19 protein-coding genes are annotated in these 21,668 nt (G+C 72.7%); 8 read left to right on the forward strand and 11 right to left on the reverse strand.

Annotated elements, in window-relative coordinates; translation table 11 throughout:
• Positions 1-6 precede the first annotated feature (6 nt).
• Together FHS38_RS27320 and FHS38_RS27325 are read left to right on the forward strand one after the other, a co-directional pair.
• On the forward strand, positions 7-1,029 hold the full coding sequence (locus FHS38_RS27320) for a phosphotransferase family protein (RefSeq protein ID WP_184737929.1): 1,023 nt from the start codon (positions 7-9) through the stop codon (positions 1,027-1,029).
• A gap of 3 nt (positions 1,030-1,032) precedes the next feature.
• Positions 1,033-2,247 carry an acyl-CoA dehydrogenase family protein gene (locus FHS38_RS27325; RefSeq protein WP_184737930.1) on the forward strand — a complete coding sequence of 405 codons (1,215 nt, stop codon included), beginning with the start codon at positions 1,033-1,035 and terminating at the stop codon, positions 2,245-2,247.
• A 164-nt stretch (positions 2,248-2,411) separates the two neighbouring features.
• Here FHS38_RS27325 and FHS38_RS27330 read toward each other — a convergent pair whose 3' ends face one another.
• The 3 genes from FHS38_RS27330 to FHS38_RS27340 form a co-directional block, all read right to left on the reverse strand.
• Positions 2,412-3,020 (reverse strand): TetR/AcrR family transcriptional regulator, encoded by a 609-nt coding sequence (locus FHS38_RS27330; protein ID WP_184737932.1) that lies wholly within the window; start codon positions 3,018-3,020, stop codon positions 2,412-2,414.
• A gap of 32 nt (positions 3,021-3,052) precedes the next feature.
• A complete protein-coding gene (locus FHS38_RS27335; protein WP_184737934.1) occupies positions 3,053-4,717 on the reverse strand; it encodes an AMP-binding protein in 1,665 nt (554 codons plus the stop codon).
• A 94-nt stretch (positions 4,718-4,811) separates the two neighbouring features.
• Positions 4,812-5,588 (reverse strand): SDR family oxidoreductase, encoded by a 777-nt coding sequence (locus FHS38_RS27340; protein WP_184737936.1) that lies wholly within the window; start codon positions 5,586-5,588, stop codon positions 4,812-4,814.
• A 372-nt stretch (positions 5,589-5,960) separates the two neighbouring features.
• Between FHS38_RS27340 and FHS38_RS27345 the strand changes: the two genes are divergently transcribed.
• Positions 5,961-7,265, forward strand: coding sequence for a serine-threonine protein kinase (locus FHS38_RS27345; RefSeq protein ID WP_229822782.1), 1,305 nt, complete (start codon positions 5,961-5,963; stop codon positions 7,263-7,265).
• A gap of 180 nt (positions 7,266-7,445) precedes the next feature.
• Positions 7,446-8,057 carry a hypothetical protein gene (locus FHS38_RS27350; RefSeq protein WP_184737938.1) on the forward strand — a complete coding sequence of 204 codons (612 nt, stop codon included), beginning with the start codon at positions 7,446-7,448 and terminating at the stop codon, positions 8,055-8,057.
• 91 nt (positions 8,058-8,148) lie between these two features.
• On the opposite strand, the gene soxR is transcribed toward FHS38_RS27350, so the two are convergent.
• On the reverse strand, positions 8,149-8,727 hold the full coding sequence (gene soxR / locus FHS38_RS27355; protein WP_184737940.1) for a redox-sensitive transcriptional activator SoxR: 579 nt from the start codon (positions 8,725-8,727) through the stop codon (positions 8,149-8,151).
• Positions 8,728-8,823: 96 nt separating this feature from the next.
• On the opposite strand from soxR, the gene FHS38_RS27360 reads away from it, so the two are divergent.
• The gene (locus FHS38_RS27360; RefSeq protein WP_184737942.1) at positions 8,824-9,285 is read left to right on the forward strand and encodes a MaoC family dehydratase; all 462 of its coding nucleotides are present in this window, start codon (positions 8,824-8,826) and stop codon (positions 9,283-9,285) included.
• Positions 9,286-9,334: 49 nt separating this feature from the next.
• On the opposite strand, the gene FHS38_RS27365 is transcribed toward FHS38_RS27360, so the two are convergent.
• Positions 9,335-9,955, reverse strand: coding sequence for a TetR/AcrR family transcriptional regulator (locus FHS38_RS27365; RefSeq protein WP_184737944.1), 621 nt, complete (start codon positions 9,953-9,955; stop codon positions 9,335-9,337).
• Between the two features lie 187 nt (positions 9,956-10,142).
• Between FHS38_RS27365 and FHS38_RS27370 the strand changes: the two genes are divergently transcribed.
• Complete coding sequence (locus FHS38_RS27370; protein WP_184738084.1) at positions 10,143-10,694, forward strand: DUF2165 domain-containing protein; 552 nt, start codon at positions 10,143-10,145, stop codon at positions 10,692-10,694.
• 52 nt (positions 10,695-10,746) lie between these two features.
• Here FHS38_RS27370 and FHS38_RS27375 read toward each other — a convergent pair whose 3' ends face one another.
• The 4 genes from FHS38_RS27375 to FHS38_RS27390 all read right to left on the reverse strand — a co-directional run bounded on the left by FHS38_RS27375 (position 10,747) and on the right by FHS38_RS27390 (position 17,370).
• Positions 10,747-11,841, reverse strand: coding sequence for a Zn-dependent alcohol dehydrogenase (locus FHS38_RS27375; protein ID WP_184737946.1), 1,095 nt, complete (start codon positions 11,839-11,841; stop codon positions 10,747-10,749).
• Between the two features lie 70 nt (positions 11,842-11,911).
• Complete coding sequence (locus FHS38_RS27380) at positions 11,912-13,330, reverse strand: aldehyde dehydrogenase family protein (protein ID WP_184737948.1); 1,419 nt, start codon at positions 13,328-13,330, stop codon at positions 11,912-11,914.
• Positions 13,331-13,503: 173 nt separating this feature from the next.
• The gene (locus FHS38_RS27385) at positions 13,504-14,961 is read right to left on the reverse strand and encodes a CitMHS family transporter (RefSeq protein WP_184737950.1); all 1,458 of its coding nucleotides are present in this window, start codon (positions 14,959-14,961) and stop codon (positions 13,504-13,506) included.
• A gap of 120 nt (positions 14,962-15,081) precedes the next feature.
• Complete coding sequence (locus tag FHS38_RS27390; RefSeq protein WP_184737952.1) at positions 15,082-17,370, reverse strand: molybdopterin oxidoreductase family protein; 2,289 nt, start codon at positions 17,368-17,370, stop codon at positions 15,082-15,084.
• Between the two features lie 219 nt (positions 17,371-17,589).
• On the opposite strand from FHS38_RS27390, the gene hmgA reads away from it, so the two are divergent.
• Positions 17,590-18,930, forward strand: a complete 1,341-nt coding sequence (gene hmgA, locus FHS38_RS27395) for a homogentisate 1,2-dioxygenase (RefSeq protein WP_184737954.1) — start codon at positions 17,590-17,592, stop codon at positions 18,928-18,930.
• Between the two features lie 48 nt (positions 18,931-18,978).
• Positions 18,979-19,740 (forward strand): GntR family transcriptional regulator, encoded by a 762-nt coding sequence (locus FHS38_RS27400; protein WP_184737956.1) that lies wholly within the window; start codon positions 18,979-18,981, stop codon positions 19,738-19,740.
• 167 nt (positions 19,741-19,907) lie between these two features.
• Here FHS38_RS27400 and FHS38_RS27405 read toward each other — a convergent pair whose 3' ends face one another.
• Both FHS38_RS27405 and FHS38_RS27410 read right to left on the reverse strand, forming a co-directional pair.
• The gene (locus FHS38_RS27405; RefSeq protein WP_184737958.1) at positions 19,908-20,171 is read right to left on the reverse strand and encodes a hypothetical protein; all 264 of its coding nucleotides are present in this window, start codon (positions 20,169-20,171) and stop codon (positions 19,908-19,910) included.
• Between the two features lie 472 nt (positions 20,172-20,643).
• Positions 20,644-21,450, reverse strand: a complete 807-nt coding sequence (locus FHS38_RS27410; protein WP_184737960.1) for an SGNH/GDSL hydrolase family protein — start codon at positions 21,448-21,450, stop codon at positions 20,644-20,646.
• Between the last annotated feature and the right edge of the window lie 218 nt (positions 21,451-21,668).

Genomic DNA, 21,668 nt, shown 5'->3' on the forward strand with positions numbered 1-21,668 from the left:
CACTCGATGAGCAAGGGCAACCCCCCAGGGCTCGACCTGGAACGGCTGCGCGCGTATCTGGAGCGGGAGCGGCCGGGGCTGGTGCGCGGGCCGCTGGGCGCGGATCTGGTCGAGGGGGGACGTTCCAACCTCACCTACGCCGTCACGGACGGCACCGGCCGCTGGGTGGTGCGCCGCCCGCCGCTCGGGCACGTGCTCGCCACCGCCCACGACATGCGGCGCGAGCACCGGGTGATCAGCGCGCTGCGCGACACCGCCGTGCCGGTGCCCGAGGCGATCGCGCTCTGCGAGGACGAGGACGTCCTCGGATCGCCCTTCTACGTCATGGAGTTCGTGACCGGCACCCCGTACCGCACGGCCGAACAGCTCGGCGCCCTCGGCCCCGCCCGGACCCGCGAGGTCGTCCTCGGCCTCGCCGACACGCTCGTGGACCTGCACGCCGTGGACCCGGAGGAGGTCGGGCTCGGGGACTTCGGGCGGCCGGAGGGGTTCTTGGAGCGGCAGCTGCGGCGCTGGGGCAAGCAGTTGGAGGCCTCCAGGAACCGCGAGCTGGCCGGGATCGACGAGCTGCGCGAAGCGCTGGGCAAGGCGCTCCCGCCCTCCCCCGCGCCCACCGTCGTGCACGGCGACTACCGGCTGGACAACGTCCTGATCGGCGCCGACGACACCGTCGAGGCCGTCCTGGACTGGGAGATGTCCACGCTCGGCGACCCGCTCACCGATCTCGGGCTGCTGATGATGTACAGCGAGCAGCGGCCCGTTCCCGGCTCGCCGATCTCCACCACGCGCGACGCCCCCGGCCACCCCGAACCCGCCGAGATCGTCGAGCGGTACGCCGCGCGCTCGGGCCGCGACGTCTCCGCTCTCCCCTGGTACACCGCCTTCGCCTACTTCAAGCTCGCGGTCATCCTCGAAGGCATTCACTACCGCTACACGCTCGGCCAGACCCTCGGCGCGGGCTTCGACCGCATCGGGCAGCTCGTGCCGCTCTTCGTCGAAGGCGGCCTCACCACCCTGCAGGAGGGCTGAGCCATGGACTTCGCGTTCGACGCGCGCACCGAGGAGCTGCGCGGCAGGCTGCTGGCCTTCATGGACGAGCACGTGTACCCGGCGGAGGCGGTCGCCGAGGAGCAGCGCGCCGCCCTCGCGGACCCGTGGGACACCCCGCCGGTCGTCGAGGAGCTGAAGGCCGAGGCCCGGCGGCGGGGGTTGTGGAACGTGTTCCTACCGGACGCGGAGTACGGCGCCGGGCTGACCAACGTCCAGTACGCGCCGCTCGCCGAGATCACCGGCCGCAGCCCGCAGCTCGCCCCCACCGCCCTCAACTGCGCGGCCCCCGACACGGGGAACATGGAGGTGCTCGCCCAGTTCGGCACCGAGGAGCAGCGCAAGCGCTGGCTCCAGCCGCTGCTCGCCGGCGAGATCCGGTCCGCGTTCGCGATGACCGAGCCGGAGGTCGCCTCCTCCGACGCCACGAACATCGAGACGCGGATCGAGCGGGACGGCGACGACTACGTCGTCACCGGCCGCAAGTGGTACATCTCCGGGGCGATGAACCCCCGTTGCGAGATCTTCATCGTGATGGGCAAGACCGACCCGGAGGGCGCGGACCCACGCCGCCAGCAGTCCATGGTCCTCGTCCCCCGCGAGACCCCCGGCGTCGAGATCAGGCGTGCCATGCGGGTCTACGGCTACGAGGACCACTACCACGGCGGCCACGCCGAGGTGGTCTTCGACGGCGTCCGCGTCCCGGCGGCGAACATCGTCGGTGAGGAGGGCGGCGGGTTCGCCATCGCCCAGGCCCGTCTCGGCCCCGGCCGGATCCACCACTGCATGCGGCTGATCGGCATGGCGGAGCGCGCCATCGAGCTGATGTGCCGGCGCGCGGTGGACCGTGCGGCGTTCGGCAAGCTGCTGGCGGGGCAGGGCGTCGTCCAGGAGTGGATCGCCGACTCCCGGGTCGCGGTCGAGCAGTTGCGGCTGCTGGTGCTGAAGACCGCGTGGCTGATGGACACCGTCGGCAACCGCGGGGCGCACACGGAGATCCAGGCCATCAAGATCGCGACGCCGCGCACGGTCGCCGACATCATCGACAAGGCGGTCCAGCTGCACGGCGCGGGCGGTGTCGGCCAGGACTTCCCGCTCGCCGAGCTGTGGGCCGCGGCGCGGACGCTGCGCCTGGCCGACGGGCCGGACGAGGTGCATCAGCGGTCGCTGGCGCGGCGGGAGTTGAAGCGGTACCGCTAGCCCTGCGGGCGGCTTGCGCCGGCCCACCGGCTTGCGGGTCTTCGGCCGTGGCCGTCTGTGACGCCTGCGGCGGCGAGCGCCCTGCGGGCGCGTCCTCAAGCGCCGGACGGGCTGCTGTGCCGTGTCCGGGAGATTGAGGACCGGGGCCCGGGGCGGAGCGCCGGCTAGGGCCGCAGGGCCCGCATCAGCAGGTCCGCCAAGTGCTCCGCGACCTGCTGGGGGCTCAGCGGACCGTCGGGGCGGTACCAGCTGCCCAGGTGGTGGACCGAGCCGAAGTGGTAGTCCACCACCAGGTCGGCGGGGGTCGCCGCGCTGAACACCCCGGTGCGCTGGCCCTCCTCGACCAGCGCGCGGAATCTCTCGTGGTAGCGGCGGCGTTCGGCGCGCACCTGCTTGTCCTTCTCCGGCGCGAGGTGGTGCATGGACCGGAAGAAGATCTTCGTGTCGTCGAGGTTCTCGATCGTCGTGACCACGACGTCGGCGGCCGCGTCGCGCAGCCGCCGCTCGACGGGGGCTTCCGAGCCCGCCAGCGCGTCCAGCCGCTCCTGCTGGAGGCGCAGGACCCGCGCGTAGACCTCGTGCAGCAGGTCGTCCTTCGACCCGAAGTAGTGATAGAGCGCGCCCTTGGTGACGCCCGCCGCCTCGACGATCTCCTGCACGGACGTCCGGTCGTAGCCCTGGTCCGCGAAGAGGCGGGTGGCGGCGGCCAGCAGCCGCTGCGGCACGGCCCTGCCGCCGCCGTCCGTCGTTCCGGCCGTCGTCGTCCTGGTCATCGCCGCCACCCGCCTGTCGCCGAAGTGCTGTGCTACGCCCGGCCGCGCAGCTCCCGTCTGAGGATCTTGCCACTGCTCGTCTTGGGAAGGTCCGGCAGGATCTCGACCGCGCGCGGGTACTTGTACGCGGCGAGCCGCTCGCGGCAGTAGGCGACGACCGCGGCCGGGTCCGCGGTCGTGCCCGGCCGGAGACTGATCCAGGCCTTGACCGTCTCCCCCCGGTAGGGGTCCGGCACCCCGACGACGGCCGCCTCGCGGACGGCGGGGTGGGTGTAGAGGACGTCCTCGACCTCGCGGGGCCACACCTTGAAGCCCGATGCGTTGATCATGTCCTTCTTGCGGTCGACCACGTAGAGCCAGCCGTCGCGGTCCATGAAACCGATGTCGCCGGTCCGCAGTTCGCCGCCGGGCAGGGCGGCGGCGGTGTCCTCGGGACGCCGCCAGTAACCGGGGATCACCTGCGGACCGCGCACCACGATCTCGCCCTGCTCGCCGAAGGGGACGTCCGCGCCCTGCTCGTCGACGACGCGGACGAGGGTGTCGGCGCCGGGCACCCCGACGGCGAGGGTGCCGGAGACGGGGTCGACCGGGGCCTCGAGGCCGGGCAGGACGGCGGCGCAGGGGGCGGTGCACTCGGTGAGTCCGTAGCCGTTGTGGAGGTACGGGCCGAGGGTGGCGCGGAACTGCTCGACCAGCGCGGGCGGCAGCGGGGCTCCGCCTGAAGAGATCATGCGGAAGGACGCGAAGTGGTCCCGGCCGACTCCCTCCTGGGCCATCAGGGCCATGAACGCGGTGGCCGGGCCCACGGTGTAGGCGGGACGGTGCTCCAGGAACGCGTCGAGGACGACACCGGGTTCGAAGCGGTAGGCGAGCGCGAGCGTCCCCGCCCCGGCGACGCAGGCCGCGAGCTGGGCGACCATGCCGGTGATGTGGAACAGCGGGGCGAGGGCGAAGTAGGTGCAGCCCTCGGGCAGCCCGGATCCGGTGCGCTGCCGCTCGGCGTTGTGGCAGACGTTGCCGTGGGTGTTCATGGCGCCCTTGGGACGGCCGGTGGTGCCCGAGGTGTAGCTGATGAGTGCGACGTCCCCGGGGCCGAGGTCGATGCCCTCGGGCGCCCCGGCGCCGGAGCGGGCCACGGTCAGGAAGTCCTCGGCGTCCTCGGGCACGGGCAGCCGGCCGCCGCGCAGCACCCGGGTGTCGTCGCGGGTCTGGAGGCCGGACTCGCAGGCCGTGAGGACGATCCGGACGGGCGAGGAGTCCGCCGCCTCCCGCAGCCGCTCCGCCCAGGCGCGGTCCGCGCAGATCAGGGCCGTGGCCCCGGCGTCGTGCAGGATGTGGCCGGCCTCGGCCGCCTTGTACATGGGATTCATGGGGACGACGGTGCCGCCCGCCTTCCAGATACCGAGGACGGCGAGGACGAAGTGCGGGGAGTTCTGCAGCACGACCGCCGCCCGGTCGCCGCGCCGGAAGCCACGCCCGGCGAGGTGACCCGCGATCGCGTCGGACATCTCGTCGGCCCGGCGGTAGGTGAGCCGCCCGTCGAAGTAGGCGAGCGCGTGACGGTCGGGAGCGCGCCGCACGGCGTCCCGGAAGGCGTACAGCACGCTCGGCGGCGGATCGACGGGCTTCCGCTGTGCCTCGCTGAGCAGTCCGAGCCAGGGCTTGTCCGCGTAGGAGTTCGGCACCGCCCGTGCCATCGGCGCCCGGGTTAAGTGGGGTTGGGAGGAGGAGGGGTTCGTTGTCATCGTGGGGATGCCGCCCTTTCCGTGGCTTCTCCGGCTGCCACCGCGGCTACGCGCGGTCGGGGTCCGGGGCCTGTTCGAGCTTGCGCTGAAGGTGGTTCATGCCATCGAGCCAGCGGTCGGGGTCGGCGGCCCGCGCGGTGTAGTAGTCCGCGACCTCGGGGTGCGGGAGGATCAGGAAGCGATCGGCGGCCATGCCCTCGAACAGGGCGTCCACGACCCGCTCGGGCTCGATGGCGGTGGGCGTGAGCAGCAGGTCCCCGGCCGCTCCGGTGCCCCGCAGCATGTCCGTCCGGACGCCTTGCGGACAGATCGCGTGGACGGCGATACCGCGGTGCCGGTAGGTGAGGGAGAGCCATTCGGCGAAGGCGTACGCCGCGTGCTTGGAGACGCTGTAGGGGGCCGAGCCGACCATGGTGAGCAGCCCGGCGGCGGAGACGGTGGCGACGAAGCGCCCGCTGCCGCGCTCCAGCCAGGCGGGGAGCAGCTCGCGGCTCGCCCGTACGTGCGCCATGACGTTGACGTCCCAGGAGGCGGCCCACCGGTCCTCGTCCGCCTCCGGGCCGCCGGTGGCGGCGACGCCGGCGTTGGCGCAGTAGACGTCGATCACACCGCCCAGCGCCTCGCGGGCGGCGGGAAGGATCTCCGAGGCGTCACCGGGGACGGCGGTCGCGCCGATCTCCGCGGCGACGGCCGCGGCCTTGGCGGCGTCGAGGTCGTTGACGACGACGCGGGCGCCTTCGGCGGCGAACCGACGGGCGAGGGCGGCGCCTATGCCGCCGCCCGCTCCGGTGACCACAACTCCCGCGTCCCGCACGGTGTTCACGTTCGTGTCTCCCTCGGTCTCGGTACCCGGCCGCCGCCGCGGCCGCGTGCGCAGACTAACCAGTCGGTATGTGGAAGCGGAAGGGCGCGTCGCATCGTGGGGACGCCGTGCCTGTGCCGCCTGCGGCGGCGGGCGCCCTGCGGGCGCGTCCTCAAGCGCCGGACGGGCTGATTGCAGCCCGTCCGGCGCTTGAGGACACAGCGCAGCAGCCCGCTGGGGGCACCTCCCAGCGGTAGCTGGGGGAGCTTGAGGACACCGCCGCGCAGCGGAGGTGCAACCCGGCACGGCCCAGCCGCAGGCGGAAAGGCTGGACAGGCCCTCTTGACGGCGGGACGATGCGCGTCACATCTGACCGGCACAGGGGGACTGGGCATGGCGGGCATGTGTGTGGAGCCTTACTGGGAACTGACCTTCGACGCGGACGGCGACGTCCACACCGGCGAGCGGGACGCCCTGGTGGCAGGCGCCGGGCGGGAGCGGCTCACCGATCTGGTGATCTTCGCGCACGGCTGGAACAACGACCGGTCGCGGGCGACCGGACTCTACCGGCGCTTCTTCGCCCCCTTCCCGGCGCTCGTCGACGGCGCCGTCGGGGCCGACGGGGACGAGGTGCGCGTGGGCTACGGCGGCGTGATCTGGCCGTCGATGCGGTTCACCGACGAGCCCGTCCCCGACTTCCCGGAACGGGCGCTCGCGACCACCGCCACCGGGCCGCCCGTGCTCGACGAGGCCACCCGACAGGCGCTGACCACGGTTTTCCCGGACGGCGAAGAGACGCTGACCCGGCTCGCGGAACTGCTCGAGCACCGGCCGGAGGCCCCGGAGCGGCTGGCGGAGTTCACCGGCCTCGTCCGCGCGCTCGTCACGGCGGATCGAGCGGGCGCGGGATTCGTCCAGGACCTGGAGGGCGAGAGTGAACCCGCCGTGCTCGCCGGGGATCCGGAGGCGGTGTGCGAGGCGTTCGCCGACGCCCTGGCGGGTGGCGAGGCGCCGGAGGAGCTGTTCGGCGGTGGCTGGAAGAAGGTGTGGAAGGGCGCCCACGAGCTGCTGCGCCAGGCCTCGTACTACACGATGAAGCGCCGGGCCGGCACGGTGGGCGAGCGGGGGCTCGGCCCGGCGCTCGGGGTGCTCGCGCGCTCCGCGCCGGACCTGCGGATCCATCTGGTCGGGCACAGTTTCGGCGCCCGGCTGATGGCCTTCGGGCTGCGCGGGCTGCCGGACGAGGCCACGGTCTCCTCCCTGACGCTGCTCCAGGGTGCCTTCTCGCACTACGCGTTCTCCTCCCGGCTGCCCTTCGACACCGGCCGCGGCGGCGCGCTGAAGGGCGCGTACCGCCGGGTGCGGGGGCCGGTGGTGTGTGTCCACTCGCGTCACGACACGGCGCTCGGCGTGATGTATCCCCTCGCGTCCCGGCTGGCCCGGGACGCGGACTCGGTGCTGGGGGTCGACAACACCCGGTGGGGCGCGATGGGCTACGACGGCATCCAGTCCGTGGACGGCTCCGCGCGCCTCTCCCTCGCGCGGGCGCTGGACGGCGGGCTGCCCGCCGAGGGGTGCGCGAGCGTCGACGCGTCGGTGGTCGTCTCCCGCGGCGGGCCGCCGTCGGGAGCGCACGGCGACATCTGTCACGACGAGCTGGCGCGGCTCGTCCTGCTGGCCGGCCGCATCGGCGGCTGAGCACGACCCACGGCCGAACGGAGGGTGAGGATCCGCCACCTTCGTGGATCCTCACATCTGTGCGCGCGATGGGGGTAGCAGAGCGGAGTCGGCCGCGTCGGGCGTCCGATGGATCCGAATGGCGATGAGTTACGTCCCTTCCATGTCGATCCGAGTCCGCGCTGTCGGAGGTGGGATGCAGTGGCAGGTTTCAGAGCACTCGCACGAGAGGTGCGCAATCCACGGAACACGATCGCACTGCGACGGACCTCCTTGCGCAAATGTCTCGAACGTTTCGCCCCGTACGGGCACCGGGCGACCTGGCAACACCTGTGCGCCCGGGCGGGACTGTCCCCCGACGACCGCGCGCCCGACCCGGAGCTGCTGATCTCGGCGCTGGAGGAGCTGGAGGAGGCCCGGGAGGTCTGGCTGGCCTACGAGGTCGAGTTCGCCGGCCGGCGCCGGCGCGAGAAGCACGACGGCATCCGGCAGCCCAGTGCCGTCGACGACTGGCACCGCAACACCTGGGGCGGGTGTGACATCGTGCCGTGCGCGAGCCCCACGCTGTTCCCGAGCGCGCGCCTCGCCGAGGTGCTGCGCCGCATGATCACCGCCATGGAGTCCGGGCCCGGGGACGCCTGCCCGGTCTGCTCGCAGGAGCGGATCGAGTGGCGTACCGACCTGGAGCGTTACCCGCTGGCGGGACCCGTCTGCACGGACTGCGGCATCGTGGTGCCGGTGCCCGTGCTCACCGCGGGCGCGCTGGCCGCGACCAGGAGGTACGCCTACGCGGCCCGGTACGCCGCGGTGTGAGGGCCTGCCCGTCGCGCGTCCGGAAGGCACGGCGCGCCGCCCGAGGCGATCAGCGGCTGATCGCCTCGGGACCGGTGGCGAGGCCCGGACCTCAGGCCCCGGGCTCGGCGCACCGATCGGAGGGGGCGTTCCTCCTCGGCGTCCCGGCCTTCGCGGCCGTCCCGGCCGTCCCGGCCTTCGCGTTCTTCGCCTCGGGGGCCGACCCGCCGGGCTTGTCGGCCACGGCGAGCAGGACCGAGCCGCTGCCGTAACCGCCGAAGCGGTCCTCCGGGTTGGACAGCGCGCACTTGTCGAGCGAGAGGCAGCCGCAGCCGATGCAGTCGGCGAGGCGGTCGCGCAACTGGTTGAGCTGCGCTATCCGCTGGTCCAGCTCCGAGCGCCACCGCTCGGACATCCGGGCCCAGTCCTCGCGGTTGGGGGTGCGCTCGTCGGGCAGTTCGGCGAGCGCCTCACGGATGGTGGCGAGCGGGATGCCGACGCGCTGCGCGGCACGGATGAAGGCGACCCGGCGCAGCGCGTCACGCTCGTAGCGGCGTTGGTTGCCGGAGGTGCGGCGGCTGCTGATCAGGCCTTTGGACTCGTAGAAGTGCAGCGCGGAGACGGCCGCGCCGCTGCGCGCGGACAGCTGGCCGACGGTGAGTTCGTGAACCTTCGTGGAAATCTGCGGCACGGCTCAAGACCTTACGTCAACGCGGGGCGTTGACAGCGGGAGAGCCGCCCCACATGCTGAGCAAGCGCTTGGACACTCTGTGTGGGAGGCACGTGGATGACGGAGCCCCGGATCTTCACCTCGTTGGACGACCTGCGGGCCGCGGTCGGTGTGGAACTCGGCCCGAGCGACTGGCTCGACGTGGACCAGAAACGGATCGACCTCTTCGCCGAGGCGACCGGGGACCACCAGTGGATCCATGTGGACCCGGAGCGGGCGGCGGCCGGACCCTTCGGGGCGACCATCGCGCACGGCTATCTGACGCTCTCGCTGCTGCCGTCCCTCGTGCCGCTGCTGATGCGCGTCGAGAACGTCCGCATGGGCATCAACTACGGCGTGAACAAGGTCCGCTTCCCCTCCCCCGTGCCGGTCGGCTCACGGCTGCGGGCCACGGCGAGGATCGCCGGGGTGTCGGAGGTGGAGGGCGGAGTGCAGTTGGTGACGGCGGTGACGATCGAGCGCGAGGGCGGCGACAAGCCGGTGTGCGTGGCGGAGTCGGTGAGCCGCTTCTACCTCTGAGGTCTGCTCCTGAGGCGGTGCCCCTGGGGCCCGGCGGCTCCGGAACGCCTCACTCCTGGCCCGCGTACCCCACCATGCGCAGGACCAGCCCCGCGTACAACTCGCCCACCTCGCCCGGGGTGCGCTTGCCGTCCGCGCTGAACCAGCGGGCGACGTCGATGCACAGGGACAGCACGGCGAGGGTGGTGCCGCGCACGTCCGGGACGTCGAAGTCGCCCGTCGCGACGCCGTCCTCGATGATGGCGCGGACGGCTGCGTCCGAGTCCCGGCGCAGCCCGACGATCTCGTCGTGGTGCTCCTCGCCGAGCGCCCCCAGTTCGTACTGCACGACGCGGGCGGTGGTGTGGTGCTCCGCGTGCCAGCGGACGAAGGTCCGCACGGCTTCGGCGAGTCGCTCGGCGGGGCTGCCGTCGCCCTCCCGGGCACGGCGGAGGATGTCGAGCGCGAGCCGGTGGCCGACGCCGCTGATCTGGTAGAGCAGCTCTTCCTTGGTCTTGTAGTGGATGTAGAGCGCGGCGGGGCTCATGCCGGCCCGCCCGGCGATGTCGCGGGTGGTGGTGGCGTGGTAGCCGCGCTCGGCGAAGGCCTGGACGGCCGCGGTCACCAACCGCCGGGCGGCATCGGGTGTGACGTCGGCCCACTCCTCGGCCCGCTTCGCCTCCGCGCCCATCGCACGCCCCGCTCTCCCGGCCCGCCACGGGCCTGTTCCGACAGAACGAACACCATACCGCGAAGGTGAGCAAGCGCTTAGGGTGCGGAGGGGCCGTGTCCGGGAATCATGCCTTCAATACACCTGACGGTATCCAGGGGAGGGCCGGATGGACGGCAAACGGAATCGCCGGTGGGCGGGGCGCGCGATGATCGGCGGGCGCGGGGGCCCACCGGCCCTCGGCACCCTGCCCGTGGCGGCGACGGCGCTCACCGCGACCCTGGCGCTGTACATGGCGCTGGTCGTCTTCGGCAACGTCACGGACTTCGGCACCAACCGGGAGTTCGTCCGGCACGTCCTCGCGATGGACACCACCTTCCAGGACGACGACCTGATGTGGCGGGCCGTCACCTCCCGCACGGCCCAGGACCTCGCCTACCTCGCCATCATCGGCTGGGAGGCGCTGACCGCGCTCGCCCTCCTCGCGGGCACGGTGCTGTGGGTGCGGGGGTTGCGGGGGCGCGTCACCCGCCCCCGGGGTTACGACGCGGCCCGCCGGGCGACCACCGTGGGGCTCGTGATGCTCATAGTGCTCTTCGGCATGGGCTTCATCGCCATAGGCGGCGAGTGGTTCGCGATGTGGCAGTCCTCGAAGTGGAACGGTCTCGAAGCCGCCGGACGCAATGTCATGCTGGCCGGATTCGTGCTCGTCACCGTCCATCTCCCGTCACGGCACTGGCCCCGGACGGCCGCGGGCTGAGCCCCCGGCCGGGCGCGGTGACGGGGGCGAGGCGGGATCCGGGAGTCACTCCCTAGCCCGCCTCCGGGAACACCACCAGCGCCCGGCCGCCGCGCCCCGCGAGCATGGCGTCGAAGGCGGCGGGAATGCCGTCGAGCCCGATCCGCTCGGTGACCAGGGCGGAGAGGTCGAGCCGCCCGGCGCGCACGTGTCCTGCGATGACGGGCAGGTCGCGCGCCGGGTCGCTGTTGCCGTAGACACAGCCCGACAGCGTCCGCCCGAAGTGGAAGAGCTCCAGGGCGGAGAAGGTCACCTGCTGGTCCTTGCCGCCGATGCCCACGACGGTGGTGCGCCCGCCCCGGCGCGTGGCGGACCAGGCCGTGCGGATCGTGTCGGCCCGGCCCACGCACTCGATGGCGACGTCCGCGCCGTGACCGCCGGTGAGTTCACGGATCCGCTTGGCCGTCGTGTCGTCCGCGACGAGGAAGTCGGTGGCCCCGGCGGCACGGGCCAGTTCCTCCTTCCGCGGCGACACGTCGACGGCGACGATCGTCCCGGCGCCGGCGAGGCGTGCCGACTGGAGGGTGGCCAGTCCCACGCCACCGGCGCCGAAGACCACGACGGACTCGCCCGCCCGGACCCGGGCGCTGTGGTGCACCGCGCCGTAGCCGGTCAGGACCGCGCACCCCAGCAGCGCCGCTTCCACCAGCGGCACGCCCTCGGGCAGGGGCAGCACGGCGCTCGCCCGGACGACGGTCTCCTCGGCGAAGACCGCGGTACCGAGCCCCGGGTAGAGCGAGGAGCCGTCGGCGGCGAGCGTGGCGTACGGGACGGTGGCGGTGGAACCGGCGTCGGCGCACAGCCAGGGCTCGCCGAGTCCGCAGAGGTGGCAGTCGCCGCAGGACGGCGCCCAGTTGAGGACGACGCGGTCGCCGGGCGCCACATGGGTCACGCCCTCCCCGACCTCGGTCACCGTGCCCGCGCCCTCGTGGCCGAGGACGGCGGGCACGGGCTGGCGCAGCGTCCCGTTGGAGAGGGAGAGGTCGGAGTGGCAGACGCCGGCGGCGGCGAGCTTGACGCGGACCCGGCCGGGGCCGGGTGACGGCAGCTCGATCCCGGTGATCCGGAGCGGGGCACCCACGGCGGACAGTACGGCGGCACGGATCATGACGGGCCTTCCCTTACCTCTACGTCGGCGGACTCAGCCGGGGCCGGGCGCGATGGCGACCGGGCTCCGGTCAGAACTGCAGGGACTTCGTCTGCAGGAACTCCGCCAGGCCGTGCGCGCCCAGTTCACGGCCGATGCCCGACTGCTTGTGGCCTCCGAAGGGCGCGAGCAGATTGAAGCCGCCGCCGTTGATGTCGACCTGTCCGGTGTCCATGCGCCGGGCGAACGCGGCGGCCGTGGCGTCGTCGGCGGCCCAGACGGCCCCGCCCAGCCCGTAGACGGTGCCGTTGGCGATGCGGGCCGCCTCGTCCTCGTCGGTGTACTTGATGAAGGTGAGGACCGGGCCGAAGATCTCCTCCTGGGCGATCGTCATCTCCGGGGTGACGTCGGCGAAGACGGTCGGACGGACGAAGTAGCCCTGGTCGCGGCCCTCCGGGACGTCGGAGCCGCCCGCGGCGAGCCGCGCGCCTTCCGCGACGCCCCGGTCGATGTAACCGCGGACGCGGGCGTGCTGCGCGGCGTTGACGAGCGGGCCGAGGCGGACGTCCGGGTCGGTGGGATCGCCGGGGGTGTACGCGGCGACGGCCGCTACCGCGAGGGCGACCGCCTCCTCGTAGTCGTCGGCGTGGACGAGCGTCCGCGTCCACGCGTTGCAGGACTGGCCGGTGTTGCGGCAGACGTCGGCGACATTGGCGGCGACGGCCTTGGCCAGGTCCGCGCCGGGGAGGATGACGTTCGCGGACTTGCCGCCCAGTTCGAGGGTGACGCGTTTGACGGCCGCGCCGGCGATCGCGCCGATCCGCTTGCCCACCGCCGTCGATCCGGTGAAGGAGACCAGGTCGACGTCGGGGTGCTCGGCGAGCGCCTGGCCGGCGACGGCGCCGAGCCCGGTGACGAGGTTGAAGACACCCGCCGGGATCCCGGCGGCGGCCACGCACTCGGCGAAGAGCCGGGCGGTGAGCGGGGTGTCCTCGGCGGGCTTGAGGACGACCGTGCAGCCCGCGGCGAGGGCGGGTGCGACCTTGACGACGATCTGGTGGAGCGGGTAGTTCCAGGGCGTGATGGCGCCGACGACGCCGACCGGCTCGTGCAGGACGGTCGAGTTGCCGATCTTCTCCTCGAAGGGGTGGGTGGCGGCGAGTTCCGCGCAGGAGCCGGTGACGGCGATCGGCAGGCCGGCGTGGACCCGCTGCGCGAAGCGTGCGGGCGAGCCCAGTTCGGCGACGACGGTGGCGGCGATCTCCTCGCGGCGGGCGTCGAGCGCGTCGCGCAGGGCGGCGAGGTGGCGCCCCCGCTCGGCGGGCGGGGTGGCGGCCCAGCCGGGCAGGGCCGCGCGGGCGGCCCGTACGGCGGCGTCGACGTCCTCGGGCGTTCCGGCCGGGACGGTGCCGATGACCTGCTCGTCGGCGGGGTTGACGACCTCGATCGTGTCGGGTCCGGCTGCGGGCCGCCACTCGCCGTCGATGAACATCCCGTCGTGCGCGATCACAGGCCGTCTCCTCGGTTTCGGGGTAGGGGCAGGCCGCGGGCGCCCACACCTTCGCGCGCCCGTTCGATGCCCGTACGCGCCTCACGCTAACGCCGAACGCATTTGGTGCGCCAGGGGACGTCCGGTGCACTTGATCACGTACGGCGTGACCGTAACGACCGTTCGGTGAATGCCTAGATGATGCCGAAGAGCATCCCCGCGCCGAGGACGACGAGGGAGGTGAGCGCCGCCCATTTGACGGTGAAGCGGGTGTGGTCGCCGAACTCCACCTTCGCCATGCCCACGAGCACGTAGACGGCGGGCACGAGCGGGCTCGACATGTGCAGGGCCTGGCCGACGAGCGAGGCCCGGGCGATCTCCAGCGGGGAGACCCCGTGGGCGGCGCCGGCCTCGGCGAGGATCGGCACGATGCCGAAGTAGAAGCCGTCGTTGGACATGAAGTACGTGAACGGGATCGACAGGACGCCGGTGACCAGGCCCATGTGCGGGCCCATCGCGTCGGGGACGGCGTCGACGACGGTACGGGCCATCTCCTCGACCATGCCGGTGCCGGTCAGCACCCCGGTGAAGACGGCGGCGGCGAAGACCATCCCGGAGACGTTGAGGACGTTCTCGGCGTGGGCCGCGATGCGGGCCTTCTGGTCGGGCATGTGCGGGAAGTTGACGGTCAGGGCGATGGCGGCGCCGAGCAGGAAGAGCACCGGGATGGGCAGCGTCTGGAGGATCAGAAGGGTCAGCAGCGCGACGGTCAGCGCGGCGTTGAACCAGTACAGGCGCGGGCGCAGGGTGGCGCGGCGGGGGTCGAGGATCTCGGAGGAGGCGTCGTCCTCGGTGTCGCCGCCGTCGGCCGGGTGGTCCTCGGCTGCCGAACCGGTCGCCGTGCCGCTCGCCGTGGCCCCGGCGCCGGCCGGAGCCGTCTTGCGAGCGGGGACGTCGCCCGCGCCGGCCGAGCCGATCAGCGCCTGCTCGGGCTCCGGCTCGCCGTCGGGCCGGCCCAGGGCCTGCTCCAGGGTCAGGACGCCGAGCCGCTTGCGCTCACGCAGGCCGAGGACGTACGCGAGGCCGATGACGAAGAGCAGGCCCACGGCCAGCGCCGGGATCATCGGTACGAAGATGTCGCCGGCGTCGAGCTTGAGCGCGGTGGCGGCGCGGGCGGTCGGGCCGCCCCAGGGCAGGGTGTTCATGACGCCGTTGGCCATGGCGGCGACACCGGTCATGATGACCAGGCTCATCTTGAGGCGGCGGTAGAGCGGCACCATGGCCGACACGGTGATCATGAAGGTGGTGGAGCCGTCCCCGTCGAGCGAGACGATCGCGGCGAGCACCGCGGTACCGACGACCACCCGCATCGGGTCGGCCTTGCAGAAGCGCAGGATGCCGCGGACGATCGGATCGAAGAGTCCGACGTCGATCATCACGCCGAAGTAGACGATGGCGAACATCAGCATGGCGGCCGTCGGCGCCAGGGAGCCGATGCCCTTGAGCACGTAGTCGCCGAGGTGGGAGCCCTTGCCCACCAGGACGCAGAACGACGCCGGGACGATCACCAGCGCCGCCATGGGCGACATCTTCTTCAGCATGATCAGCACCAGGAAGGTGGCGATCATGCCGAAGCCCAGGATGGTCAGCATGCGGGTACCTCACGTTCGCCTTTGAACTCCACCGCGGGACGGCGGTCCTGGTGACGCTAAGTGGGCAAACTTTGGGTTCACAAGGCCTTGACACCTGCGCAATACGAGCAGAACCCCAGGTCACGGGGTTGGTGCGAGCGATATGAGGGTGACCGGAGTGACGCGCACCGGGTAGCCGTTGAGCACGGCGGTGCCGGAGAGAGGGTCGAGGCGGGTGCCGTCGGACAGCGCGTTGACGTTGACGCCCGGGGTGGCGGCCGCGACCGACAGCCGGGTGCCCGGCCGGTCGTGCCCCCAGCCGTGCGGCAGGCTGACCACACCCCGTCGCACCGTGTCGGTGACCTCGACCGGCGCCTCCACCGCGCCGCCGTCGCCCGTGACCCGCGCGCCGCCGCCGTCGCACAGCCCCAGCCGTGCGGCGTCCTCGGGGTGGACCTGGAGGGTGCAGCGGTTGCTGCCGCCGGTCAGGGCGGGGACGTTGTGCATCCAGCTGTTGTTGGAGCGCAGATGGCGCCTGCCGACCAGGACGAGGGAGTCCGGCGACGCGGCACCGTCCTCGAGGGAACGCCGCAGCCGGAGCGCCTCGCCGACGATGGGGTCGGGGCAGAGCTCGATCTTCCCGCTGCGGGTCCGCAGCAGCTCGGGCACGCGCGGGGTGAGCGGGCCCAGGTCGATGCCGTGCGGGTGGGCGAGCAGCTTCTCCAGCGTCAGCCCTTCCCGGTCGGCGCCGAATCCCTCGCCGTAGGGGCCCAGGCGCAGCATCAGGTCGAGCCGTCGCTCGGCGCCCGTCCGGCCGGTGAGACGCTCGGCGAGGACGGCGGGGTCGTGCCCGTGCACCGGGGAGAGCGGGTCGGTGACGGCCTTCCCCAGGGTGCGGGCGATGGTGGCGGTGTCGACCGAGCGGTGGTCGGCGTCCGGGCGGCCGCCGGCGCACAGGACGAGCCGGGCGAGGATCTCGGCCTCGTCGGGGCGGTCGTCGCCGAGGGGGATCGGGGGCCGGGTGTAGCGCACCTGGTTGCGGACGGCGAAGGCGTTGAAGGTGAAGTCGAAGTGGGCGCTGCGGCTGGGCGGGGGCGGCGGCAGGACGACGTGCGCGTGGCGGGCGGTCTCGTTGAGATAGGGGTCGACGCTGACCATGAAGTCGAGCCCGGCCAGGGCCCGGTCGAGACGGGCGCCGTTCGGCGCGGAGAGCACCGGGTTGGCGGCGACGGAGACGAGCGCCCGTACCTGCCCCTCCCCCGGTGTGTCGATCTCCTCGGCCAGCGCGGCGACGGGCAGCTCCGACTTCGCCTCGGGGTGCCCGCCGACCCGGCTGTGCCAGCGGCCGAGGGCGAAGCCCCTGCCCGGCCGGGGCGGGCGGGGCGCGGCGGCGGTGGCGGAGAGCGGGAACATCGCGCCGCCCGGCCGGTCGAGGTTGCCGGTGAGGATGTTGAGCACGTCGATCAGCCAGCTGGTGAGCGTGCCGAAGGCGACGGTCGTGCTGCCGATGCGGCCGTAGACGGCGGCGCGGGGGGCCGCGGCCAGTTCGCGGGCGAGGGCGCGGATCTCCTCGGCGGGCACGTCGCACGCCCCGGCCACGGCCTCCGGGGTGAAGTCCTCGGCCAGTCCCCGCACTTCCGCCACGCCCACCAGGTGCTCGTCGAGCGGGCCGGGGCGGACGAGACCTTCCGCGAAGAGCGTGTGGACGACCGCGAAGAGCAGCAGCGCGTCGGCGCCCGGCCGGATCGCCACGTACCGGTCGGCGAGGGCGGCCGTGCGGGTGCGGCGCGGGTCGATCACCACGAGCCGTCCGCCGCGCCGCCGGAGCGCCTTGAGGCGGCCGGGGAAGTCCGGCGCGGTGCACAGGCTGCCGTTGGAGTCGAGCGGGTTGGCGCCGATCATCAGCAGGTGGTCCGTGCGGTCCAGGTCGGGCACGGGCACCGCCATCGCGTCGCCGTAGAGCAGCCCGCTGGAGACGTGCTTGGGCATCTGGTCGAGCGTGCTGGCGGTGAAGACGTTGCGGCTGCCCAACGCCCCGATCAGGAGCGGCGGGTAGAGCGCCCCCGCCATGGTGTGCGCGTTGGGATTGCCGAGGACGGTGGCCACGGCCTGCGGTCCGTGCTCCTCGAGGACCGGGCGCAGTCCGCGCGCGACCGCGGTGAACGCCTCGTCCCAGCTGGTCTCCCGCAGCCGTCCGTCGCGGCGCACGAGGGGGCGGGCGAGCCGGTCCGGGTCACCGTCCAGTTCGCCGAAGGCGGCGCCCTTGGGGCAGACGAAGCCCCGGCTGAAGACGTCGGCGCGGTCGCCGCGGGCGCCGGTCACCCGCCCGTCCTCCAGCGTGAGGATCAGCCCGCAGGTGGCCTCGCACAGCGGGCAGATCCGCGGGGCACTCACGGGGCCGGTCGGGGCGCTGCTGTGGGGTCGGGTCATCGGGTCCCTCCCGGGGACGGCGGCGGTGACGCTCGGTCCGGGCCGACCCTACCCACCGGTACGGACGACCGGCACGCCTCGCCCCCGGCCCCTCGGGCCCCCTCGGCGCGCGCGGGTCCGGCCCCGTCGCTCCCGCGCGTCGGCGAACTGATCCATTGACGCGCCGCGCCGGGAATCCTACGGTCTTCCATAGGAATCCACCGGCAGCGGGAGCACGCGATGAGCGGTACGGACAACGAGCAGGCACGCAAGACGGCCGACGGGCTGGTCCACTCGTCCGGCTTCGGCAACGAACACAGCACCGAAGCCGTCCCCGGAGCCCTGCCGCACGGCCGCAATTCACCGCAGCGGGCACCGCTGGGGCTGTACGCGGAGCAGCTGAGCGGCACCGCGTTCACCGAGCCCCGGCACAGCAACCAGCGCTCGTGGCTCTACCGCATCCGCCCGTCCGCCGCCCACCCGCCGTTCACCCGGATCGACAACGGCGGCCTGCGCAGCGCGCCGTTCACCGAGACCGTCCCGGACCCCAACCGGCTGCGCTGGGATCCGCTGCCCGAGCCCGCCCCGGGCACGGACTTCCTCGCCGGGCTGTGGACCCTCGGCGGCAACGGCGACGTCACCCAGCGCACGGGCATGGCCGTGCACCTCTACGCGGCCAACGCCTCGATGACCGACCGGGTGTTCAGCGACGCCGACGGCGAGCTGCTGATCGTCCCCCAGCGCGGCGGGCTGCTGCTGCGCACCGAGTTCGGCCTGCTGCGCGCCGAGCCCGGGCACGTGGCACTGATCCCGCGCGGGGTGCGCTTCCGGGTGGAGCTGCTGGACCCCGAGGCCCGCGGATACGTCTGCGAGAACTACGGCCGCCCGTTCGTCCTCCCCGACCTCGGCCCGATCGGTGCCAACGGACTGGCCAACGCCCGCGACTTCCTCGCCCCCGTCGCCGCCTTCGAGGACGTCGAGGGCCCCGTCCAGGTGATCAACAAGTTCTGCGGCAACCTCTGGTCGGCGACGTACGGCCACTCGCCGCTGGACGTCGTCGCCTGGCACGGCAACCTCACCCCGTACGTCTACGACCTGCGCCGCTTCAATGTGATCGGCACGATCAGCTACGACCACCCCGACCCGTCGATCTTCACGGTCCTCACCTCGCCGTCCGACACCCCGGGGCTGGCCGGTGTCGACTTCGTGGTCTTCGCGCCGCGCTGGCTGGTCGGCGAGGACACCTTCCGGCCGCCGTACTTCCACCGGAACGTGATGAGCGAGTACATGGGGCTGATCGAGGGCGCGTACGACGCGAAGACCGCCGGCAAGGGGGGATTCGTGCCGGGCGGCGGCTCGCTGCACAACATGATGTCCGCACACGGCCCGGACCGGGACACCTTCGACAAGGCGAGCGCGGCCGAGCTGCGGCCGCAGAAGGTGGACGACGGGCTGGCGTTCATGTTCGAGACGCGCTGGCCGGTGACGGCGACCGAGCAGGCGCGGACCGCGGAACACCTGCAGAAGGGGTACGACGAGGTGTGGCAGGGTCTGGAGCGCCATTGGGGCTCCGGGGCGTGACCCCCGGCAGGACCCAGCCGTCAGTGCCGCAGTAGAGCCGGAGTTCCCGTGACCACCTTCGCCCCCGACTCCCTCGCGCTCAACCGCAAGCTGCCGCTCTGGTATCAGGTGTCGCAGTCCCTGCGCGCCTCGATACTCGGGCGCCGCCCGCACGACCCGCTGCGGCTGCCCACCGAGGACGCCCTCGCCGAGCACTACGGCGTCAGCGTGCTCACCATGCGGCAGGCGCTCAAGGAGCTGGAGGCGGAGGGGCTGATCAGCCGCCACCGCCGGCGCGGCACGTTCATCGAGCCGAGCGCCCGGCGCGGCTCGCCGGTGCGGCTGCTCGGCTCGGTGGACACGATCGTGGCCCAGCAGTCCGGCGAGCGCACGGCCGTGCTCGGCCATGGCCCGGTCCCGGTCCCGGCCGAGCTGACCGAGCACTTCCCGGACATCGACGAGGCGGTGGCCTACCGGCGGCTGCGCTGCGACGAGGAGTCGGGCGAGCCGACGAACTGGGCGGAGAACCTCGTCCGCCCCGAGCTGGCCGAGCGCATCGACCTCGCGGACCTCGCCCGCTGGCCGATGACGAAGGTACTGCGCGACGCGGTCGGGGTGCGCATCAGCCGCATCACGGACACCGTCGAGGCGCGCCTGGCGGACCCGGAGACGGCCCGGCTGCTCCAGGTGCCGCTGCTCAGCCCGATCCTGCACTACACGGGCGTCACCTACGACGAGACCGGCCGCGCCGTCGACGTCGCGCGCATTCGCTACCGCGGCGACCGGTTCTCCTTCACCGTCACGCTCGAAGCGGAAGCGGAGACGGACTGACGGACGGGGGCCGGGCCGGGCCGGGCTGGACCAGCCGCGCTGAACCGGGCTCGCCTGGATACACCGAAGCGCCGACGGTCGCCCCCGGGGAAAGGGGGTGCGACCGTCGGCGCTGTGCCGGGTCGGTGGGGCTGCCGGGCTCCGAGCTTCGGGGGCCGGGCCCCGGGTCAGCTGTGGTTGCCGAACAGCGAACGGCGAAGCCGTCGCAGCGGTGCGAACAGCGAGACCCTGGCGGTCCGGCTCTGCTTGGTACGCGCGCGGTCACGCGCGGTCAGCTCGCGCATCAGCACCGTCGCGCCCTCCACCTCACGCTGCGGCAGGGCGGGTCCGCCCAGCACGGCGAGATGGCGGTCGAGACGCGCGCTGGAAGCGCCGCTTCCGCAGTTGATGGCAGGCACACGTGGCCTGCCGCGCATTGCTATCTGATCCATTTGACTCCCCACCCGTACGAGGCACCCGGCCCAGGCAGAGTAACCCTATCGCCCCATCGCGTCACCCGCGCATCGGGAACCCGGATTCACCACCCCGTCAAGGGCGTTGACGGCCCTGGCGCGAACCTGCCGTCACGGAGGGCGAGTTGACAAGGCGAAAGCAGTGACGAACCGGCGGTAATCACACTCCGTTGTGGTGCATTTACTCCGAATTGCTCCGTTGCGGGAGCGGAGCCGGGGGCGAGGGGAAACAGGCTGGGAAGGGCGGGTCGGGCGGCGCGCCGCCCCCGGGGAGGCCGGGGTGCGGTCGCACGACGTGGTATGAGTCACGGAGGGTGAGGCCCATGGGTAACAAGGGGGGAGCCTTTCCCCTTCTTATGCGCCCCCGGCGCACCTACCTACGCGCCCCCTTTCCCCGGCACCTCCGGCCCCCGGCGGTCCGCCGCCGGGGGCCGCACGTCAAGCTCGCGACTCAGGCCGCCGAGGCGAACACCGGCAGATAGCCGCCGGACTGCCCCGAGGCGGTGGGGTGGTACGACTCGTCGACGGGGAGCGTCACGCTGTGCAGCCACGCGTTGCCGGAGCAGATCTCGTGCCCGGCGAAGGTGGAGTTCACATCACCGAAGGCGAAGCCGTGGTCGGCGGCGCGCTTGGCGAGGACGGTGTTGATGTGGTCGGCCGCGCCGTTGATGGCGATCCGCTTCTTGTCACTCAGGCCGCCGCTACACCCGCCGCCGATCCGATAGAAGCGTGGATAGCCCAGCACGACGACGTGGGCGCCGGGCGCCTTGGCCTTGATCGCGGAGTAGACCGAGTCGAGCTGTCCGGGGAGAGTGCCCTCGATGTACGTACGGGCCTGGGCGACCCGGTTCAGGCAGGTGCTGTCGGAGCCGAAGACGCACGTCGACATGGTGTCGGCGAATCCGGCGTCGTTGCCGCCGACACTGATGCTGACGAGCCCGGTCGAGCTGTTGAGCGGGGCGAGCTGACTGCTGAGAACATCACCCGTTCGAGCACCCGAGCAGGCGGTGAAGGCGAAGCTCGCGGGCGCGTTCGCGGCGGCCCAGAGCGCCGGGTAGGACTTGCTGCTGCGCTTGCAGTCGCCGCTGGAGCCGATGTAGCCGCCGGCCCCCACTCCGGATGAGTAGGAGTCGCCGAGGGCCACATAGGCGGGAGTTGAGGATCTCTCCGTGGAATGTGCGGCTCCGGCCCCGGACAAGGCGAGGACGGCCGCGAGGGCGAACGCGGAAACGGAGCCGGTGAGCGTGGACAGTTTCATGGAACCTCCCATAGCAGGGTTTCGGCCACGTCCGTCGTAGCAGCCACCCCCGCAACAATGGAAGTGTCCATGCCAAAATTGTGGGAACGGTGGTCCTATAAATGACCTTTGCGTGTCAGGTCTATGACATTCCGCTACCGACTGCCCACCGCCGGGAGCCCCGACGGCCGGGTGCGGGAATCCGCGTGCGCGTCCGTATGGGTGTCGGGCGTCGCCCG

Source organism: Streptomyces netropsis (genome assembly GCF_014203545.1).
Classification (GTDB): domain Bacteria; phylum Actinomycetota; class Actinomycetes; order Streptomycetales; family Streptomycetaceae; genus Streptomyces; species Streptomyces netropsis.

What these genes read in the sequence shown, in the direction of transcription:
- FHS38_RS27405 (WP_184737958.1), bottom strand. Translation starts at nt 20,171, where the DNA reads ATGGATCAGATAGCAATGCGCGGCAGGCCACGTGTGCCTGCCATCAAC.
- FHS38_RS27370 (WP_184738084.1), top strand. Translation starts at nt 10,143, where the DNA reads ATGATCGGCGGGCGCGGGGGCCCACCGGCCCTCGGCACCCTGCCCGTG.
- FHS38_RS27325 (WP_184737930.1), top strand. Translation starts at nt 1,033, where the DNA reads ATGGACTTCGCGTTCGACGCGCGCACCGAGGAGCTGCGCGGCAGGCTG.
- FHS38_RS27335 (WP_184737934.1), bottom strand. Translation starts at nt 4,717, where the DNA reads ATGGCACGGGCGGTGCCGAACTCCTACGCGGACAAGCCCTGGCTCGGA.
- FHS38_RS27330 (WP_184737932.1), bottom strand. Translation starts at nt 3,020, where the DNA reads ATGACCAGGACGACGACGGCCGGAACGACGGACGGCGGCGGCAGGGCC.
- FHS38_RS27375 (WP_184737946.1), bottom strand. Translation starts at nt 11,841, where the DNA reads ATGATCCGTGCCGCCGTACTGTCCGCCGTGGGTGCCCCGCTCCGGATC.
- FHS38_RS27365 (WP_184737944.1), bottom strand. Translation starts at nt 9,955, where the DNA reads ATGGGCGCGGAGGCGAAGCGGGCCGAGGAGTGGGCCGACGTCACACCC.
- FHS38_RS27390 (WP_184737952.1), bottom strand. Translation starts at nt 17,370, where the DNA reads ATGACCCGACCCCACAGCAGCGCCCCGACCGGCCCCGTGAGTGCCCCG.
- FHS38_RS27410 (WP_184737960.1), bottom strand. Translation starts at nt 21,450, where the DNA reads ATGAAACTGTCCACGCTCACCGGCTCCGTTTCCGCGTTCGCCCTCGCG.
- hmgA (WP_184737954.1), top strand. Translation starts at nt 17,590, where the DNA reads ATGAGCGGTACGGACAACGAGCAGGCACGCAAGACGGCCGACGGGCTG.
- FHS38_RS27360 (WP_184737942.1), top strand. Translation starts at nt 8,824, where the DNA reads ATGACGGAGCCCCGGATCTTCACCTCGTTGGACGACCTGCGGGCCGCG.
- FHS38_RS27320 (WP_184737929.1), top strand. Translation starts at nt 7, where the DNA reads ATGAGCAAGGGCAACCCCCCAGGGCTCGACCTGGAACGGCTGCGCGCG.
- FHS38_RS27345 (WP_229822782.1), top strand. Translation starts at nt 5,961, where the DNA reads ATGGCGGGCATGTGTGTGGAGCCTTACTGGGAACTGACCTTCGACGCG.
- FHS38_RS27385 (WP_184737950.1), bottom strand. Translation starts at nt 14,961, where the DNA reads ATGCTGACCATCCTGGGCTTCGGCATGATCGCCACCTTCCTGGTGCTG.